The sequence below is a fragment of the Amycolatopsis silviterrae genome, assembly GCF_042684085.1.
Lineage (GTDB): Bacteria > Actinomycetota > Actinomycetes > Mycobacteriales > Pseudonocardiaceae > Amycolatopsis > Amycolatopsis silviterrae.
Map to the genome: position 1 here is coordinate 205,116 of NZ_JBHUKS010000003.1, position 18,068 is coordinate 223,183.

11 protein-coding genes are annotated in these 18,068 nt (G+C 69.0%); 3 read left to right on the forward strand and 8 right to left on the reverse strand.

Going from position 1 to position 18,068, the window contains the following annotated elements; genetic code table 11:
* The 3 genes from ACFSVL_RS02735 to ACFSVL_RS02745 form a co-directional block, all read right to left on the reverse strand.
* Entirely contained in the window at positions 1–5,424 is a 5,424-nt protein-coding gene (locus ACFSVL_RS02735; protein ID WP_378300067.1) for an amino acid adenylation domain-containing protein, read from the reverse strand.
* A complete protein-coding gene (locus ACFSVL_RS02740; RefSeq protein WP_378300069.1) occupies positions 5,417–8,578 on the reverse strand; it encodes an amino acid adenylation domain-containing protein in 3,162 nt (1,053 codons plus the stop codon). Before ACFSVL_RS02740 ends, ACFSVL_RS02735 begins: the two co-directional genes overlap by 8 nt.
* Positions 8,579–8,717: 139 nt before the next feature.
* Positions 8,718–9,338 carry a TetR family transcriptional regulator gene (locus ACFSVL_RS02745; protein WP_378300071.1) on the reverse strand — a complete coding sequence of 207 codons (621 nt, stop codon included), beginning with the start codon at positions 9,336–9,338 and terminating at the stop codon, positions 8,718–8,720.
* A gap of 226 nt (positions 9,339–9,564) precedes the next feature.
* Between ACFSVL_RS02745 and ACFSVL_RS02750 the strand changes: the two genes are divergently transcribed.
* On the forward strand, positions 9,565–10,941 hold the full coding sequence (locus ACFSVL_RS02750; protein ID WP_378300073.1) for an MFS transporter: 1,377 nt from the start codon (positions 9,565–9,567) through the stop codon (positions 10,939–10,941).
* Positions 10,942–10,989: 48 nt separating this feature from the next.
* On the opposite strand, the gene ACFSVL_RS02755 is transcribed toward ACFSVL_RS02750, so the two are convergent.
* Positions 10,990–12,750 (reverse strand): chitinase, encoded by a 1,761-nt coding sequence (locus ACFSVL_RS02755; RefSeq protein WP_378300075.1) that lies wholly within the window; start codon positions 12,748–12,750, stop codon positions 10,990–10,992.
* A 97-nt stretch (positions 12,751–12,847) separates the two neighbouring features.
* Positions 12,848–13,390, reverse strand: a complete 543-nt coding sequence (locus tag ACFSVL_RS02760) for a hypothetical protein (RefSeq protein WP_378300077.1) — start codon at positions 13,388–13,390, stop codon at positions 12,848–12,850.
* A gap of 197 nt (positions 13,391–13,587) precedes the next feature.
* On the opposite strand from ACFSVL_RS02760, the gene ACFSVL_RS02765 reads away from it, so the two are divergent.
* A complete protein-coding gene (locus ACFSVL_RS02765) occupies positions 13,588–14,556 on the forward strand; it encodes a LysR family transcriptional regulator (protein WP_378300079.1) in 969 nt (322 codons plus the stop codon).
* On the opposite strand, the gene ACFSVL_RS02770 is transcribed toward ACFSVL_RS02765, so the two are convergent.
* Positions 14,546–15,430, reverse strand: a complete 885-nt coding sequence (locus tag ACFSVL_RS02770) for a carbohydrate-binding protein (RefSeq protein ID WP_378300081.1) — start codon at positions 15,428–15,430, stop codon at positions 14,546–14,548. The two genes, ACFSVL_RS02765 and ACFSVL_RS02770, sit on opposite strands and share 11 nt — an antisense overlap.
* A 187-nt stretch (positions 15,431–15,617) precedes the next feature.
* Positions 15,618–16,172, reverse strand: coding sequence for a helix-turn-helix domain-containing protein (locus ACFSVL_RS02775; RefSeq protein ID WP_378300391.1), 555 nt, complete (start codon positions 16,170–16,172; stop codon positions 15,618–15,620).
* 114 nt (positions 16,173–16,286) lie between these two features.
* Between ACFSVL_RS02775 and ACFSVL_RS02780 the strand changes: the two genes are divergently transcribed.
* Positions 16,287–17,264, forward strand: coding sequence for a hypothetical protein (locus tag ACFSVL_RS02780; RefSeq protein ID WP_378300083.1), 978 nt, complete (start codon positions 16,287–16,289; stop codon positions 17,262–17,264).
* On the opposite strand, the gene ACFSVL_RS02785 is transcribed toward ACFSVL_RS02780, so the two are convergent.
* Positions 17,229–18,062: a LysR family transcriptional regulator gene (locus ACFSVL_RS02785; protein WP_378300085.1), complete on the reverse strand. Its 834-nt coding sequence runs from the start codon at positions 18,060–18,062 to the stop codon at positions 17,229–17,231. The genes ACFSVL_RS02780 and ACFSVL_RS02785 overlap by 36 nt on opposite strands.
* Positions 18,063–18,068: the final 6 nt, after the last annotated feature.

An 18,068-nucleotide genomic window follows, 5' to 3' on the forward strand; every position in this document is an offset into this window, starting at 1 on the left:
TCAGTTCTGCCCTTCCCAGCGGTTCAGGTGCTCGCCCAGCAATTCGGCGGTACGGGCGATGTACGGTTCGTCCATGACCGAGAAGTGGTTTCCGGGGACGACGTGCACGGTCATTTCGCCCTCGCAGTACTTCTCCCACCAGACGTCGGCGTTGCTGTCCAGGAATTCGTCTCGTTCTTCCGCCTGGAAGTAGACGATGTCCGCGCCGCACGGCTGCGGGTAGTAGCGGGACAGCGCGAGGTTGGTCGTCACGACGACGCCCCGGATCAGCGGGTCCTCGGTGATTCCCTTGCGTAGAGCCGCGGTTGCCTCGGGAGCGATGCCGAACAGGGTCTGCACCAGCTTTTCGACGTCCTTGGCGTCCTTGAGGCTGTGCGACTGTTCGGACGTCACGGTGTCGACCATGACCAGGAGCGGTCGCTTGAACCCGCGTTCGATCAACTGGTTCGCCATTTCGAACGCGACGACGCCACCGGACGAATGGCCGCCGATGATGTGCGGTCCCTCGGGCTGCACGGCCAGCATTTCGGCCACGTACATCGCGGCCATTTCGGGGATGTCCTCGTAGGGTTTCTCGTCCGCTTCCAGCCCGACCGCCCGGAACGCGTGCACCGGACGGTCGGTGCCGAGGTGCCCGGCGAGCGCCTGGTAGGTGAAGACCGTGCCGCCGACCGGCTGCACCAGGAACACCGGTGCCTTGCCCGGGTTGCCGCGCTGGAGTTCGATCAGCACGTCCGGGCGCTGGACGACCTGTCGTTCACGGCCGAAGGCGAGCTTGTTCACGTGGTTGACCAACTCGCCGAAGGTCGGGTGTTCCAGCAGCAGGTGCGCGCCGACCGGGCTGCCGAGTTCCTGGCGGACGCGGGTGCTGAACTCGACGGCTAGCAGCGAATATCCGCCGCTCTGGAAGAAGTTGTCCGCGTCACCGGGGGCTGGGACGCCCAGCAGTTCGCTCCACAGCTGCGCGAGGCCGCGGGTCAGGCTGGCTTCGTCGGTGATGGCCGGACGCGGTTTCGCGGCGGCGACCGGGGCTGGGGTCTGCACTGGGCTGCTGCTTGTCGATCGTTCGAACGCGTAGCTCGGCAGCCGGACTCGGGAGTGCCGCTCGTCCGCGTCGAACGCGTCCCAGTCGATTTCTACGCCGGCGCACCACAATTGCGCGACAGCCGCCAGCAGCGTGTCCCGCTCGGCGCCGTAGGAAGTCGTGGCACACAGCGTCGGAACCACGGCCTGGGTCTTGCTGACGAGCGGATGCAGCTGCGTGAGCGTGGTGAGTGCCTTGCCGGGGCCGATCTCGACGAGCAGGGTGTTGTTGTCGTCCGTCGTGTCCAGGAGCGTGGTGAGGCCCTGGTCGAACTGCACGGTCTGCCGCAGATGCCGTGCCCAGTAAGCGGGATCGGTGACGCCGCCTTCCGGCAGCCAGTCGCCCGTCACGTTCGACACCACCGGGATCTTGGGCGAGTGCACGGTCTTGGTGGCCGCCCGGCTGGCGAGCTGGTCCATGACCGGTTCGACCAGCGGCGAGTGGAATCCGCCCCGCAGCGGCAGCTGATGCGTCCGGATCCCTTCCGCGTCCAATGTGGACTTGAGTTCCGCGATGGCCTCCAGGGAGCCCGACACGACGTGGGCGCGCGGGCCGTTGACCGCGGCTACCGTGAGGCGGTCGTCCATCCGGGCGCTCAGCGCGGGCAGGTCGAGCGACACCGAGAGCATCGCCGATTCCGGCAGTCCGTCGCCGAGTTTTCCGCGCAGGGCCACGAGTTCCGCCGCGTCCTCGACCGACAGCATGCCGGACACGCAGGCCGCGGTGTACTCGCCGAGGCTGTGCCCGACCACCGCGTCCGGCCGGATGCCCCACGAATCGAGCAGCACGGTCAACGCGTATTCGGTGGCGAAGATCGCCGCCATGTTGTTCGACGGGTGGAGCAGCTCCTTCTCGGCGGTTTCCTCGTCCGCGGGGGCGGGGAACAGCAGTTCCCGGATGTCGATGCCGATGGTGTGCGCGAACAGGTCCGCGCACCGGTCGATCGCGCCGCGGTAGACGGGGTGGAGGTCGTAGAGATCGCGTCCCATTCCGGCGTGCTGGGCACCGCCGCCGGGGAACATGAACACCACCCGGGGCGGGCGCTGCGGGCTCGCTACCCCGCTGATCTCAATCGAGCGCAGTGCGCTGGCGGCGTCTTCCGTGCGGTGGCTGATCACCGCACGCCGATGCGGCAGCGCGGCCCGGCCATGCCGGAGGGTGAAGGCGACGTCGGCCAGCGCGTGCTCGGTCGAACCGAGGTGGCTGGCCAGCCGCCGGGTCACGGCGTCGAGGGCGGCCGGCGTCCGGGCGGAGATGGGTACCAGCTGCGGTCCGGTCGCGGGGTCGTGCGGCTGCGGTGCGGGCGGGGCTTCCACGACGATGTGGGCGTTCGTCCCGCCGACGCCGAAGGAGCTGACTGCCGCCCGGCGCGGGGCGGAATCTGGCCAGGGGATCGTGTCGGCGTTGACGTAGAACGGGCTGTCCGGGACCGCCAGTTCGGCATTCGGCTTCCGGAAGTGCAGCGTGGCCGGGATGACGCCGTGCTTCACCGCCAGCGCCGCCTTGATGAGACCGGTGACGCCAGCGGCGGCGTCGAGGTGGCCGAAGTTGCTCTTCGCCGATCCGAGCGCACAGAACGCGGTCCGCCCGGTGTCCTCCCGGAAAGCCTTGGTCAAGGCGCTGACCTCGACGGAGTCGCCGAGAACCGTGCCGGTGCCGTGGGTTTCGACGTACGAAATGCTGTCGGCCGACACGTTCGCCGCCCGCCAGGCCGCGCGCAGGACCTTCTGCTGGCCTTCGATGCTCGGCGCGGAGAAGCCGACCTTGAGCGCACCATCGTTGTTCACCGCGGAGCCGCGGATGACCGCGTGCACGGTGTCCTGGTCGGCCAGCGCCTGGGACAGCCGCTTGAGCACGACGACGCCGACTCCGCTGCCCGGCAGGGTGCCCTGTGCGTCCGCGTCGAACGGGCGGCAACGGCCGTCCGGCGAAAGGATTCCGCCTTCCTCGTACCGGTAACCGGTGTCCTGGGTGAGGCCGACGCCGCCGGCGATCGCGAGGTCGCAGTCGCCGTCGATGAGGCTCCGGCAGGCGAGGTGCACGGCGACGAGCGAGGTCGAACAGGCGCTTTGCACGTCGACCGCCGGCCCGGTCAGGCCGAGCCGGTACGCGATCTGGGTGGCCAGGTTCTGCCACGGGTTCCCGTTCATCAGCCGGAGTTCGGCCGGGCTCCCGGGTTCGGGCCGCAGTGCGGCGAACCGCTCCGCCCAGTCCCGGGGGAACGACGAGCCGCCGAACACGCCGGTGGTGGGCAGGCCGCGCGTTTTCGGGCCGTATCCGGCGTCCTCCAGCGCCGCCCACGCGGTTTCGAGGAACCTGCGCAGCTGCGGGTCCATCAGGTCCGCGTCGGCCGGGTTGATGCCGAACAACGCGGGGTCGAAGCCGTTCCGGTCGGAGATGACCCCGGCCGAGGCGACCCAGTCCGGTTCCATCGGGCCGGCGATGCCGTGCGTGGTGCCTTCTCGTCCGTCTCGCAGCAACGCCCACAGTTCGTCGACGGTGCGCGCGCCTGGGAACTGACCGGACATGCCGACGACGGCGATCGAGCGGTCTCCGTCATCCGTCTCAGAAACGGCGACGGGCCGGGCTTCGGTGCGCGCCGGCGCGGCGGTGTTTCCGAGCAGCTCCGCGAGGTGGTTGGTGTACGTGCGCAGCGTCGGGTAGGTGAAGAGCGCCATCATGCCGAGTTCGGGCGCGTCGACGAACTCCGCGACCTGGCGGTGGATTTCCGGTACGTGCAGCGACGAACCGCCCAGTTCGAACAGCGTGTCGTCCAGTCCGATTTCGGTGACCTGGATCGTCTTCTCCCAGATCGCGCGGACGCGGTCCACCAAGGCGGGCACCCCGGCGGTGCGCTGGGTCTCCTCCGGCACGGGCAATGCGCTCCGATCGACTTTGTTGTTCGGGGTCAAGGGAAACTGGGACAGCCGGACGTACGCGGATGGCATCATGTACGGCGGCAGCCGGTCGGCGAGGTGCCGGCGCAGATCGCCGACCGCCGGGGGCTCGTCGCCGCGGTAAGTCAGGTAGGCGGCCAGTCGTTTTTCGCCGGGGCGGTCCTCGCGCAGCAGCACCACGGCGTCGTCCACGGCCGGGTGGGCGACCAGCGTCGTTTCGATTTCGGTGAGTTCGATCCGGTGGCCGCGAAGCTTGACCTGGTGGTCGATCCGCCCGATGAATTCGAGGTTTCCGTCTCCGTTCCGGCGGCACAGGTCGCCCGTGCGGTACATGCGCGCGCCCGGCGTGAACGGGTCGTCCAGATAGCGCTCGGCGGTGAGTTCGGGGCGGCCGAGGTAGCCCGCGCCGACGCCGGCTCCGGAGATGTGCAGCTCTCCCGTTTCTCCGTCGGGCACCGGCTGGCCCGACGGATCGAGCAGGTAGATGCGGGTGTTCCGGATGGGCCGTCCGAACGGCGGGATCCCGCCGCCTTCGGGTTCCGGGGGAAGGAACATCGTCGCCGCGCACACCGTGCATTCGGTGGGCCCGTACACCTGGAGGACCTGGAACGGGATGTGCTCGGGGAGCCAGGTGGTGACCTGCTCGCCGCCGGTGACGAGGTAGCGCATGGCGGTGTCGGCGGGCCATTGCTCGGCGAGGCAAGCCTGCGCCACCTTCGTGGTCAGGAAGCCGGCGGTGATTTTGTTGTCCACGAACCACTTCACCGTTTCGGCGGGCGACACGATCGTCTCCCGGTGCACAACGTGGACTTCCGCGCCCAGCGAAAGCGGCACGAAGAGGTCCAGGATCGCCGCGTCGAAGCCGAGGTTGGTGGCGTGTGCGACCCGGCTGTCGCGGTCGACCAGTCCTTCGTCGGTGCACCATTGGACGAAATTGCTGATATTGCCGTGCGTGAGCAGCGCGGCTTTGGGGGTTCCGGTCGATCCCGAGGTGTAGAGGGCGTACGCGATATCGTCGGCGGAAACCTCGACTGGGGCCAGTCGATCCGGGCTCGCGGAGAGTTCGGTGTCGAGGAATATCGCCTGCGGGGGATCGATCCCGATCTGGTCGGAAAGGTCAGTGGTCGTCACAGTGGTGACTACGCCGCTGTCTTCCCGCATCAGTTTCAGGCGTGCGACTGGTTGTTCGAGCGCGAGCGGAACGCACACCGCGCCGACGCGCAGGATCGCCAGCAGGGAGGCGACAGCGTCGATTCCCCTTGGCAGGCACACGCCGACCAGATCGCCCCGGCGCACCTTCCTGGCCAGCAGTTCGGCGGCGATTTCGTCACTCCGCCGCAGCAGCCCGGCGTAATTCACCGAGTCCGATCCGTCGACCACCGCGACTCGATCCCCGTCGATCGACGCCTGCCGCTCAACGAGAACGTGAACCGCATCACTCATGACTGCCATTCCCCTTCGACGAATTCAACAACTGGCGAGCTTCGGCGAGCGAGATCCATTCCTCGATCGGACAGTCCGGATCGGCGAGGCCCGCGTCGAGCAGCCCGCACAATCGGTCGAGGAGGTGCCGCACCGTTTCTTCTTCGAACAGGTCCGCGCGATATTCCAATTCCAGGTCGATCCCGGGCAGCGGGCCGCCGCGGTTCGCGATGAGGTGCAGCGTCAGGTCCCATTTCGCGCCGATGGGGTCGCCGTGGCGGTATTCCACGTCGATCCCGGCGGCGGAGAAGGTGCGCCGCTGTACCTCCTGCGACACGATCGCGACCTGGAACATCGGTGCGACGCCGGGCGGCCGGGTGTGCATCAGCTGCTCGACCAGGTGCGGGAACGGGACCATCTGGTGGTCGTGGGCGGCCAGCACGGTGTCGCGGACCCGGCCGAACAGCTCCCGGCAGTTCAGCGGATCGGAGAAACCGGTGCGCAGCGGCACCAGGTTGAGGAAGTAGCCGACGGTCCGGTGGAAGCCGGCCGGCCGGTTGGCCAGCGGTGCGCCGACCACGATGTCCGTGCTCTCGGTCCAGTGCGCGAGCGCGGCCTGATAAGCGGCGAGCACGAGCATGAACGGGGTGAGCCGTTCTGACCGGCCGAACTTCCGGATCATCCGAACTGTCGACGGTGACAGCGTCGCGCGGACGACGGCCGCCGGACCGGTAGCCGTGGCTGGCCGCGGACGATCCAGTGGCAGTTCCAGGACTTCGGGCGCGCCAGCCAGCTGTTGCCGCCAGTAGGAGACGCCGGGTGCGAAGCCGCCGGACTGGATCTGTTCGTTCTGCCAGGCGGCGAAGTCGGCGAAACCGGGGCTGGGCGGCCATTCGTGCGCCGCGCGCGACGAGGCGGCGGCGTAGCTTTCGGTGAACTCCTCAAACACCACGTCCAGCGACCAGCCGTCGACCGCGACGTGGTGAAGGACCAGCACGAGGACGTGCGACTCCCGGCCCGTCCGCAGCAGCGCGGCCCGCAGCAGCGGCCCGTTCGTCAGGTCGAAGGGAGCGCGGGCCAGTGTGTCGACCAGTTTTCGTTGTGCTGGCGACAGAACACCGTCGTCCTGGCCGCTGTGCTCGTCGTGCAGTTCGAGCGGAACCGGCGACGGGTCGAGCACGATCTGCCGCAGCCTTCCCCCGACCAGCCGCAGGCAGGTGCGCAACGCCTCGTGCCGCCGGACGAGATCGGTCAGGCAGTTCCGGACCAGCGCGGGGTCGATCCGTCCCCGGATGGTGAGCAGCACCGTTTCGTTGTAGACGCCGCCCTGCGGGGCCAGATTTTCCTGCAGCCAAAGACCGAACTGGCCCGACGTCGCCGTGACCGGATCGCTGGACTTCCGCGCGCCGATCGCGGCTGTCGGTCCCGGTGCTGGTGTGGCATCGGTCCCGGCTTCGATGAGCGCCGCCAGCTCGCCGACCGTCGCACCGGCCAAGACCCGGGAGAACGGGATTTCAGTCCCGTGCTGCGCGCGGATCCACTCGACGACCCGGCCCGCCATCAGCGAGTCTCCGCCGAGTGCGTGGAACTCATCGCCGACGCCGACCGGTGCCGCTCCCGTCAGTTCTTCCCACAGCTTGACCAGATCGCGCTCGACGGTCGTCCGCGGCGCGAGGTAGTCCACCGGCATTTCGCGGACGCTGTCCGGCGCGGGCAGCGCGGCCCGGTCCATTTTGTTGTTGGTGGTCAACGGGAACTGGTCGAGCCGGACGTAGGCGGCCGGGACCATGTAGGCGGGCAGCCGGTCGGCGAGGTGCTGGCGCAGTTCGGCGGCGGGAGGTTCGCCGCCGGTGAAGTAGGCCACCAGCCGCCGGTCGCCGGGGCGGTCCTCGCGGACGATCACCCCGACACCGCTGACGTCCGGATGGGTGCCGAGAGTCGCCTCGATTTCGGCGAGTTCGATCCGATGGCCGCGAAGCTTGACCTGGTGGTCCATCCGGCCGAGGAATTCGAATTCGCCCTCGGCGTTGCGGCGGCACAAATCTCCCGTGCGATACATGCGCTCGCCGGGAGCGAACGGATCCGGCAGGAAACGCTCGGCCGTCAATTCGGGACGGCCGAGATAACCCGCGCCGACGCCGGCTCCGGAAATGTAGAGTTCCCCCGGCTCGCCGTCGGGCACCGGCTGGCCCGCCGGGTCCAGCAGGTAAATGCGGGCGTTCCGGATGGGCTTTCCGAAGGACGGAACGCCGCCGCCCTCTGGCTCCGTAGGCAGGAACATGGTCGCGGCGCACACCGTGCACTCCGTCGGCCCGTAGGCCTGCACGACCTTGAACGGAAGATCCGGCGGCAGCCACATGGTGACCTGCTCGCCGCCGGTGACCAGGCAGCGCATGGCGGTTTCGGCGGGCCATGGCTCCGCCATGCAGGCTTCGGCCACCTTCGTGGTCAGAAGCCCGGCGGTGATCCGGTTTTCGACGAACCATCGCACCGTCGCGGCGGGCGACACGATGACGTCGCGCTCGGCGACGCACACCGCCGCTCCGGCGGCCAGCGGCACGAAGATGTCGAAAATCGCCGCGTCGAAACCGAGGTTGTTCACGTGCACGACCCGGCCGTCGCGGTCGACCAGGCCCTCCTCCAGGCAGAACTGGACGAAATTGCACATGTTGGCATGCGTGAGCAGCGCGGCCTTGGGAGTTCCGGTCGACCCGGACGTATACAAGGCGTACGCGACATCGCTGCCGGACACCTCGACCGTGGTCCGCGGTGCCGGGACCGGCGCGAGATCAGTGTCGAGACATACCGCCTGTGCTGGGTCGATGCCGATCTCGCCGGAAATCTCCGTCGTCGTCACGGTAAGGACCAGACCGCTGTCCTCCCGGATGAAAGCCAGCCGCGCCGGCGGCTGTTCTAGCGCGAGCGGTACGCAAACCGCGCCCACCTCGAGAATTGCGAGCAATGCCGCGACCGCGTCTATCCCGCGCGGCAGGCAGACGCCGACCAGGTCGCCGTGCCGCACTTTTCTGGCCAGCAGTTCGGCGGCGATTTCGTGGCTTCGCCGAATCAGCCCGGAATAACTCGTCGAATCCGATCCGTGGACCACTGCGATTCGGTCCCCGTCGATCGACGCCTGTCGCTGGACGAGAGCATGCAGTGTTTCCTTGCTGCGCATGACTGGGAGTCCCCTTCGCCGTAAGCATTGCCTACGCTAAGGGGACGGCCTTGCGCTTCGGTTGAGCCGGACATGTGGCTCGCAATCGGCTCGCCGGAGCGGCCGGACATCCGGCGGGCGGGCGACTGGCTGTCGCTGGTCAGGAGGAGCGGGACAGGACCTGGTCCTGGGCGCGGACCGGCTCGGCGGCCAGCGGGACGCCGCCGGTCAGTCGCTCGAGCATCGCGTCCAGTTCTTCGACGTGGCTTTTCGCGTGCCCGGCGTCGATCCGGGCGCGGGCGGCGTGCCGGGCGCCCATCAGGATGGCGCTGAACAGCAGCACGTCCGGGTCGTCGGCCTCACGGCCGGTCGCGGACGCGATCATCCCGGTGTACTGCTCGATCCCGAACGCGTTGCGCTCGCGCAGGATGGCCGCGACGGCGGGTGTGCGGGCCAGTTCCATCCGGACTTCCTCGATGTCCCGCGCCTCGTCGTCCAGCGCGGCGAACGAATCCCGCAGCACGCCGCGTACGGCCTCGAGCAGCGGGACGCCCTCGGGCACCTCGGCCATCATGCGGAACATCACGGGGTCGACGTTGTCGAAGAGGAGCACGTCCTCCTTGGTGCCGAAATACCGGAAGAAGGTGCTCCGGCTGACCTCGGCCGCCGCGGCGATGTCGTCCACCGTCGTCTCGGCGTACCCCTGGTCCCGGAACAGGCGCAGGGCATGACGCTGTAGCTCGGCGCGCGTGCGCTCCTTCTTCCTCTCCCGCAGGTTCACACGGTGATTGTGCCACGCGGGGTTTCGGCGGTGAGCTGGCTCCGGAAACATTGACACGCCGTCTCATTTGAACTGTAGTATCACGTTTATGGACAACCGAGGGGAACGATCGGATCCGGTGGATCCGGTCAGGGGGACCCGCGGAAACCCCCGCAGGGAAACGGAAAACGGACCGGAGAGACCGCGCGCCGGCCGGGCGTTGCTGCCCGGGCTGACGCTCGCGTGCATGGTGGTGGCGGTCGTCAGCAGCCTCGGCGCGCCGCTGATCCCGACCATCGCCGCGGAAAATCACGTGACGCTCGCCGACGCGCAATGGTCGCTGACGGTGACGCTTCTGGTGGCTTCTGTAGTCACGCCGGTGATGGGCCGGCTGGGCGACGGGCCGTACCGGCGGCAGTTCTTCCTGTTCTCCCTGGTCGCGATGCTGCTGGGCGGAGTGCTGGCGGCGCTGCCGGTCGGCTTCGGCCCGTTCCTCGTCGGGCGCGGTCTGCAGGGGATGGGGCTCGGGCTGACGCCGCTGGCCATCGCGGCCGCCCGCGAAGCCCTGCCGCCGGAACGGATGCGCGCCGGGATCGCGGTGCTCTCCACCACCACCGCCGTGGGGATCGGCCTCGGCTACCCGATCACCGGGCTGCTCGCGAAGGCGGGCGGGGTGCACCTTGCCTACTGGTTTGGGGCAGCGGTCGCGGCACTCGCGCTGCTCGTCTCCTGGCGCGTGGTGCCCGAGTCGGCGCAGCGTCGCCAGGGCAAGCTCGACATCGCTGGTGCCGTACTGCTCGGTATCGGGTTGGCCAGCCTGCTGCTGGCGCTCAGCGAAAGCGAGAAACAAGGCTGGGGATCGGGTCAGGTGCTCGGACTGCTCGTCGCGGGCGTGGTGGTGCTGGCCGTCTGGGTGTGGTGGGAGCTGCGGGTGGCGGAGCCACTGGTTCCCCTGCGGCTGCTGGGACAACGCGCCGTGCTGACCGCGAGCGTGGTCACCCTGCTCGCTGCGGTCGGGATGTACATGCTGATCACGCCGGTGATCACGGTGGTGCAGACGCCGCTGAGCACCGGGTACGGACTGGGCGGCAGCGTGGTCGTCGCGGGCTTGGTGCTGGTCCCGTTCTCCGCGGCCAGCTACCTGATCGCGAAGGCGGTGCCGTGGCTGGTGCGGCGCACGTCGTACGAGGTGGTGCTGCCGCTGTCCACGGCGATGATGCTGGGGAGCGCGCTCGTGTTCAGCCTGGCGCGCGGCAGCATCTGGGAGATCGTGGTGGTGATGGCGATCGCGGGGGTCGGCACCGGGAGCATTTTCGCGGTACTGCCGGGATATCTCCTGCGCGGCGTGCCGTCGAACGAGACGAGCCGGGCGATGAGCTTCAACCAGATCCTGCGGACGGTCGGCTACTCGACCGGCGGGGCGGTGAGCGTGACCATTCTGCAGGCGCATACCGCGGCGGGGCAGAGCTTCGCTACGGACAGCGGGTATTCGGTCATCGGGGCGATTGCTTGCGTTGGATGGGTATTGACTGCCGCGGCCGCGGTTCTGCTGCCGTTGCTGAAGCGGCGTCGGCCCGATGCCGCGCCACCGGAGCCTGCTCTGGAGACTGCGCGCGGGCGCTGACGCTGACTGCGCCTGCGCTGTATTGGGGCAGCGCAGGCGCAGCAGGCCTCAGCCCAGGCCGTCCAGGAACGGCCGGTGTGCGTTCTGGAACGCCCAGTTGTAGTACCGGTCCCAGTTGACCGACCAGGTCATCAACCCCCGCAGCGCCGGCGACGGCCCGCCGCGCAAGGTGTAGGAGCCGCAGCCGGTTCCGTGGGCAAGGCAGGTCACCGCGGTCTGGACCTCGGCCGGGGCGACGTACCCGTTGCCCGCGCTGACGGCCGCGGGCAGGCCGACCGCGATCTGGTCCTCGCGCAGGCCCGGGAAAGTCTGGCCGGTGTTGGCGACCTTGAAGCCGGAGCGGAGCATGTCGGTCATCGCGATGAGGAAGTCCGCGCCGCCCATGGTGTGGTACTGGTTGTCCAGTCCCATGACCGGGCCGGAGTTGTAGTCCTGGACGTGCAGCACGGTCAGGTCGTCGCGCATCGCGTAGATCACCGGCAGGTACGCGCCGGTCCGGCTGTCGCCGCCGCCCGCGCCTCCGTAGAACTGGTAGCCGACCTGGACGAAGAACGTTTCGGGGGCCATCGTGAGCACGAACTTGGCTCCGTAGCGGGCTTTCAGGGTCTTCAGCGCGGAGATCAGGTTGACGATCACCGGCGTGGTCGGGTTGTGGAAGTCGGTGTCGCCGGAGTTCAGGGACAGGGACTGGCTTTCGAAGTCGACGTCCAAGCCGTCCAGGCCGTACTTGTCGATGATCGCCGCGACCGAGTTGACGAAGGCGTCGCGGGCGGCGGTGGTGGTGAGCCGGACCTCGCCGTTCTGGCCGCCGATCGAGATCAGCACCTTCTTGCCCTGCGCCTGCTTCGCGCGGATCGCCGCGATGAAGTCGGCGTCGCTTTCCACGCTGGGGCATTCGGTGGCTGAGCAGCGGTTGAAGCGGACGTCGCCGGAGGTCACCGACGTCGGTTCGGCGAAGGCCAGGTTGATGATGTCCCAGGCGGGCGGGACGTCGGCGAGCTTCAGGTAGCCCGAGCCGTTCGCGAAACTCGCGTGGACGTAGCCGATCAGCGCGTGCTTCGGCAGGCCGGTGCTGGTGCAGCCGCTGGTGGACGCGGAAACCGCGGCGGTGTGTGCGGATTCGGCTGCGTCGTTGTAGGCGGTCACCGAATAGCTGTGCGAGGTGCAGGCGGTCAGCCCGGAAAGCGTCGCGGACGTGCCGGTCACGGTGGCGCGCAGGGTGTTGTCCTCGTAGACGCGGTAGCCGGTCACGGTGCCTGCGGACGCGCCCCAGTTCAACGCGATCGACGTGCTGGTGACGGTGCCGACGGTCGGGGCTCCCGGGACGCCGGGGGCTCCTGGGGTGTCGCCGCCGGGGCCGTCGAGGACGAGGTCGTCCGCGTAGTACGCGCCGCCGCCGTACCAGCCGTGCAGGTACAGCTCCGCGGAAGTCTGGTTTGCCGTGGTGGTGAAGGACAGCGAAAGCTGGCTGTACGCGGCGGCATTCGTCCAAGTGGAGGAGCCGCCGGTGACGCCGAGGTAGACCGGCGAGCCCTGCACCCAGGCCGAGACCGAGTAGGTCGTGTTCGGGCGCACGGAGACGGTTTGGGTGCATTTGCCGAGGTCAGCCGCGCCTGGCGAGACGGCTAGCGCGTAGGTGCCCGAGTGCACCGGCGTCTTCACGGCCGTGCCCGCGGGGCAGGACCAGCCGGAGGTGGAACCGGCCTCGAAGCCGGGGTTGGCGAGCAGGTTCGCCGCCTGCGCGGGCCCGCCGACGACAAGCCCGGCGGCGGCGAGCAGGAGCACGACGAGGAAACGAGCACGCTTCATTGCGTTCCTCCGGTCCGATACGGCCCCCTAGCCGCTATTGTCTAGACCACTTGGCAGGTTGTCCAGACCTATCGGACCGACGAAAGTCGGGATCGCCTCAGAAGTCGATATCGAAGCCTTGGACGTACCAGGCTCCTTCGTGCTTCTGAACCTTGAAGGTGAGGCTGAACGAGCCGGTGTTCCCGGTGGCTCCGATGAGTTCGAGGCTGCGCAGCGTACGGCCGTCGAGCTTGACCGCGGTGTCCGGCACGGTGACCTGGTCTCCGGTCGCGCTGACCTCGTCGACGGTGACTTTTCCTTGCGGCGGCAGGGCAACGCCGGGCTTGGCCCAGGCGTCGTGCAGCGACTCGGCGCTCTTCTGCGCCTCGGGACGTTTGCACAGCGTCTTGGCGTCCTGGCCGGGCGGCAGCACCGGCGCGCTGGACAGGCAGGCTTTCGCGTAGTGCTTCTGCAGGATCTGGGTGACCCAGCGTTCGACCGCGACCTGGTAGGTCGGAGCGCCGGGCTTCGCCTCGGACGTCTTGGGCGCGCTGCTCGCCGTGGGCGTGCTGGGTGATCCGGCGACGTCGGTCGAGCCGCACGCGGTGAGAAGCAGGATCGCTGGTGCGGCGAGCCAGGCCGTGGTTGTTCTTGCGGGCACCGGTGTTCTCCTTCGGTAGTTCTCCTGTTCGTCAAGGCGATCAGGACACCGGGGACTTCGCTGCGGAGTCCGCCCGAAGGTGCCCCTACGGGCGGAATCCCTGCACCAGAACTCACCGAGTACCGACTCGCGTCGGTAATTCCCCACGATCTTCGGCGTTAAAGTGGCCAGGCGAGGGGCCTGCGGCCGGAGGACTCATGGAGCTGGAACTGCGCCATCTGCGCGCACTCGTGGCCATCGCCGACGCGCGCAGTCTCGTCCGGGCGGCCAAGGTGCTGCACGTTTCCCAGCCGGCGTTGTCCGGGTTGCTGCGGCGGGTCGAACGGTCGGTCGGCGGGAGCCTGTTCGCGCGGTCGCCGACCGGGTGTGTGCCGACGGCGCTCGGGGAGGACGTCGTCGCGGACGCGCGGGCGGTGCTGGCCGGGATGTCGGCGCTGACCGAACGGGCCGGTGCGCGGCGGGAACCGGCCGCGGCGGTGCGGGTCGGCGGGTACAGCGGGTTTTTGCATCTCGCCTTGGCTCGGTGGTTGCGGGACCAGCCGTGGTGTCCCGCCGTCCGGGTGCACGAGGAGCAGGACGAGGCACGCACGCTGGCCGCGCTCGCGGAGGGGGAACTCGATCTCGCGCTGGTGTACCTCGCGCCGCTTCCGGACCGGATCGTTCCGGACGGCGTCGAGAGCGTCGTGGTGCAGGCACGGGAGCCGGTTTTCGTGATCCTCGCTGAGGATCATCCGCTGGCCGTGCGCCCGGAGATCCGGCTGGAGGAGATCGCCGGGTTTCCGTGGGCGGACGATCCGCCGTGGACCACCCGGTGGTCGGTGTATCTGCAGGAGGTTTGCCGGCAACGCGGAGTCGTGCTCGATCAGCCGCACCGGCCGCAGTGCCTGGCTACCTTGCTGGACCTGGTGCGCGAGGGAATGGCGGTCGCGCCGGCGTTGGCGACCCGCGAGGACCGGCAGGGCGGGATTGTGGTGCGGGCGATCGAGGACGCGCCGTTGTGGCAGGAACTTCGGCTGTGTTACCGGCCGGGCACCGCGGTCGCGGCGCGGGTGGACGAGATTCACCGGCAGGTGGCTGACGATTACGCCAACCGGCAGGGGTGCAGTGCCGCGTTTGACCGCTGGTGGCACGCACTCCTGCCGGCCGGGGCGGGGATCAGACGGTGACCCGCCAGTTGCTGTTCGGCGTCGGCACCTCGAATCGCAGCGACGAGCAGCTGTAGTCGCTCGGCCTCGGGTTGGAGGTGGGCTGCAACGGCGAGTTCGACTGCGTCGCGGGCGTCCACTGGCCGCCGATGCGCAGCTGCAGCTTGCTCGATTCGAAGACCTTGCCCTTGGCGTCCGAGCAGTAGTAAGCCTGGCCGGTCGACGGGTTGACGGTCGAGTACAGCTCGAAGATGTCCCAGCCCTCGTTGAGGGTGCTCTGGTCGCTTCCGCGCTGGGTGAAGAGGTTGTCCCACTTGCCGGTCTTCACGTTGTACAACGAGGCCGTCCAGCTGTTGCTGCCCGCGTCAGTCCGGACCTCCTGGACGGTGAACGCCGGGTTTCCGTCCACAGTGGACGTATAATTGCTGAGGAACGAGCTGTCCAGCGGGACGACCTTCGCCGGACCGATTGTCCCGCACCAGTCCCAAGCCCAGACCTGCGGGGCTTGGCCGAGTCCGTACGCGGTGACGACCTCGATGCAGGAATGGCCGGTGGGTTTGACTGTCGGGGCGTAGACGACGTCCGCGTTGTTCGAGAGCCGCAGGCCGGGGACGACGCTGTGCGTCACGAGAATCCCGTCCGCGCCGGTGGACAGTTGTGGTTCGGGGCCCCAGAAGGTGTGCCGTTGCGGAGCGCGTGGTTTGATGGCGTGGCCCGCTTTTTCGCGGCGCAGCTGGAGGAATCGGTCCGCCGAGGCGCCGGCGGCGGCTTTCGCGGCGGTCCCGGTCAGCCCGGGCACCACCCCGCTGTCCGGCGCCGCGGATACCGGCGGGCTGCCGGCGACGACCGCCGCGGCCGCCAAGGCGGAAGTGAGCAGGGCGAAGAGTTTCCGCATCGATGCATCTCCTCGTAGACGAAGGAAACGCGCGGAGGGAAAAGGGGGTCCGTCCGCGGGACCCGGATGTTAAGGCGGGATTTTTCTTGCGGGGCACCGTCTTTCGGCGGGGTATTCGGATTCGCGCAGGTCGGCGGGGGTATAGGTTTCCGGCCGGATGAACGGGTTATGCCGCCGGACGGAGTAATCAGCGCGGGGTGGCCCGGACGCGAATGCGTTCGCCCTGCTTGCCGAACAGGCTGAGGATCTCGACCGGGCCGTCGCCGGTGCTGCCGAACCAATGCGGGATCCGGGTGTCGAATTCGGCGGCTTCGCCCGCCTTGAGGACGACGTCGTGCTCGCCGAGGACAAGCCTGCCCCTGCCGCTGAGCACGTACAGCCACTCGTGGCCGGGATGGGTGCGCGGAGCGGGCTCGCAGCGGTCGGCAGCGAAGATCATCTTGAGCGATTGAAGCTGGCCGGGCTGGCGAGTGAGCGGAACGACGGTCCGGTCGCTGCGGGTGATCGGCTTCAGCGGCTCTGGCCCGACGGGCGGCGCGCCGACCAGTTCGTCGAGGGGGATGCGATGCGCGCGGGAGATCGGGAGCAGCAGTTCGAGACTCGCTTTGCGCTGACCGGATTCGAGGCGCGAGAGGGTGCTGATCGAGATCCCGGTCGCGTTCGACAGTTCGTCCAGCGTGCAGTTCCGTTGCCGCCGGAGATGCCGCAACCGCGGTCCGACCGCGGCGATGATGTCCTCCACGCGGACCAGCATGACACCCCTTCTCCCCAAGGCTGAACGCGATTAGCCCGGCGGCTATCCGGGATCGACCGCGGACGGATGTCTCCGCCGCGCACCCTCCCTAGCCTGAGGAGCATGATCCCGGCAGTCGCCCTCTTCTTCCTCTCGCCGCTGGTGGGCGAGTACCTGCTGGGCAACACGCCGGTGACCGACGTCGGCTCGCTCTTCCTCTTCGCACCCATGTACGGCGGCGGCGCGCTGCTGATCCGTGAGGTCGCGCGGCGCACCGGGCGCGGCTGGGCGGCGATCGTCCCCTTCGCGGCGGCGTACGCGCTGCTGGAGGAGGGGCCGATCGACATGATGCTGTGGAATCCGACCTACGGCGGGTTCGACATCGCGGCGGCGTACGCCGAAACGTACGTTCCGGCGTTGGGGACGAGTGTCCAGATGCTTCAGGACGTGCTGACCATGCACACGGTTTGGAGCATCTGCGTGCCGATCGCCATCGTGGAAGCCTTCTGCCGGAACCGGACTGAGCCGTGGCTGGGCAAGGCCGGGCTGACGGTGGTCGCGGTGGTGTTCGTGGCCGGGTCGGCGGCGTTGTGCGCGATGCAGATCGCTTCGACCGGGTTCGTCGCCTCGGCGGGCGAGCTGGGGTGGTCGGCAGTCGTCATCGCTGGGTTGGTGGTGCTGGGCTTCTGGCTGGGCAAGAGGTCGTTGCCGCACCGGGACGGCGTCGCTCCCGCACCCGCGGTCGTGGGGGTCGCGGCGTTCGGGGCGACGAGTCTGGTGTGGTGCCGGGAATTCCTGCCGGACGGAGTGCCGCAGGCGGCGGTGTCGGTCGCCTGGTGCCTGCTGGTCGCGGCGGCGGTCGCGCTGGTGATCCGGTGGTGCCGGTCGGCTGGCTGGGGCGCGCGGCACCGGCTCGCGCTCGCGGCGGGCGCGTTGGTGACTTACGTCTGGGTCGGCTGGCAGCATGCGCGGGACATGGACATTCCGCGGATGACGGCGGTGCTCGGCAACGTCGGGTTCGCGCTCGCGGTGGTGGCGTTGCTGCTGGCGGCGTTCTGGCGAAGTTCAGTGCACGGACGCCAGCGCGGCGGTCACGAATGAAGCCACCTGCGGCCGCCGGTCCTGCTCGTTCCAGGCGAGCACCAGCTGGCTGGGCGGAGCGTCCGCGAGCGGCACGCACAGCACGCCCGGCGGGACCTGGTCGACCAGCGACCTCGGGAGCACGCCGACCATCCGGCCCAGCGAGACTAGGTGCAGCAGCTGGACCACGTCGGCGACCTCGGGGCCGGAGCCCTCGATCCCGGGCACCCCCTTCCACGACGGCAGAGTCTCCCCGGCCAGCTCGGACATCCGGACGGTCTCGCGCTGGGCCAGCCGGTGCGTGCTGGGGACGATGGCCACCCGGTCCTCGGCGTGCAGGGGCTCGTGGGCGAGGCCGGTCAGATCGTCGAACGGGACGAACAGGAGACCGACGTCCGCGCGCCCGCTGAGCAGGAAGTCGTTGCGGTCGGCGGGGCCGCTGAACAGGATGTCGACCTGGTGGGCGTCGGGATGGCGGGAGTACTCGGCGAGGATCCCGGACAGCAGTCCGGCGTCGCCGCCGGGCTTCAGCACCAGGCGCAGGTGGCTCTCGCCGGCACGGCGGGCGCTGCGGGCGGCGGCGCTGACCGCGTTGAGCGCGTGCCGTCCGTGTTCCTGCAGCGCCTCGCCCGCGGCGGTCAGCTCGACGTGCCTGCTGGAGCGGGAGAACAACGGCACGCCGAGCCGCGTTTCGATCCGCTGGATCGCCTTCGACAGCGCGGGCTGCGCGATCGACAGCCGCACGGCGGCCCGGCCGAAGTGCAGCTCGCTGGCGACCGCCAGGAAGTACTCGAGTTCGCGGGTCTCTAGCTCAGCCATGCCTCC

Bases quoted from the DNA above. Each gene is read 5' to 3' on its own strand.
- ACFSVL_RS02735 (WP_378300067.1), bottom strand. From the start codon at position 5,424: ATGAGTGATGCGGTTCACGTTCTCGTTGAGCGGCAGGCGTCGATCGAC.
- ACFSVL_RS02740 (WP_378300069.1), bottom strand. From the start codon at position 8,578: ATGCGCAGCAAGGAAACACTGCATGCTCTCGTCCAGCGACAGGCGTCG.
- ACFSVL_RS02750 (WP_378300073.1), top strand. From the start codon at position 9,565: ATGGTGGTGGCGGTCGTCAGCAGCCTCGGCGCGCCGCTGATCCCGACC.
- ACFSVL_RS02755 (WP_378300075.1), bottom strand. From the start codon at position 12,750: ATGAAGCGTGCTCGTTTCCTCGTCGTGCTCCTGCTCGCCGCCGCCGGG.
- ACFSVL_RS02765 (WP_378300079.1), top strand. From the start codon at position 13,588: ATGGAGCTGGAACTGCGCCATCTGCGCGCACTCGTGGCCATCGCCGAC.
- ACFSVL_RS02770 (WP_378300081.1), bottom strand. From the start codon at position 15,430: ATGCGGAAACTCTTCGCCCTGCTCACTTCCGCCTTGGCGGCCGCGGCG.
- ACFSVL_RS02780 (WP_378300083.1), top strand. From the start codon at position 16,287: ATGATCCCGGCAGTCGCCCTCTTCTTCCTCTCGCCGCTGGTGGGCGAG.
- ACFSVL_RS02785 (WP_378300085.1), bottom strand. From the start codon at position 18,062: ATGGCTGAGCTAGAGACCCGCGAACTCGAGTACTTCCTGGCGGTCGCC.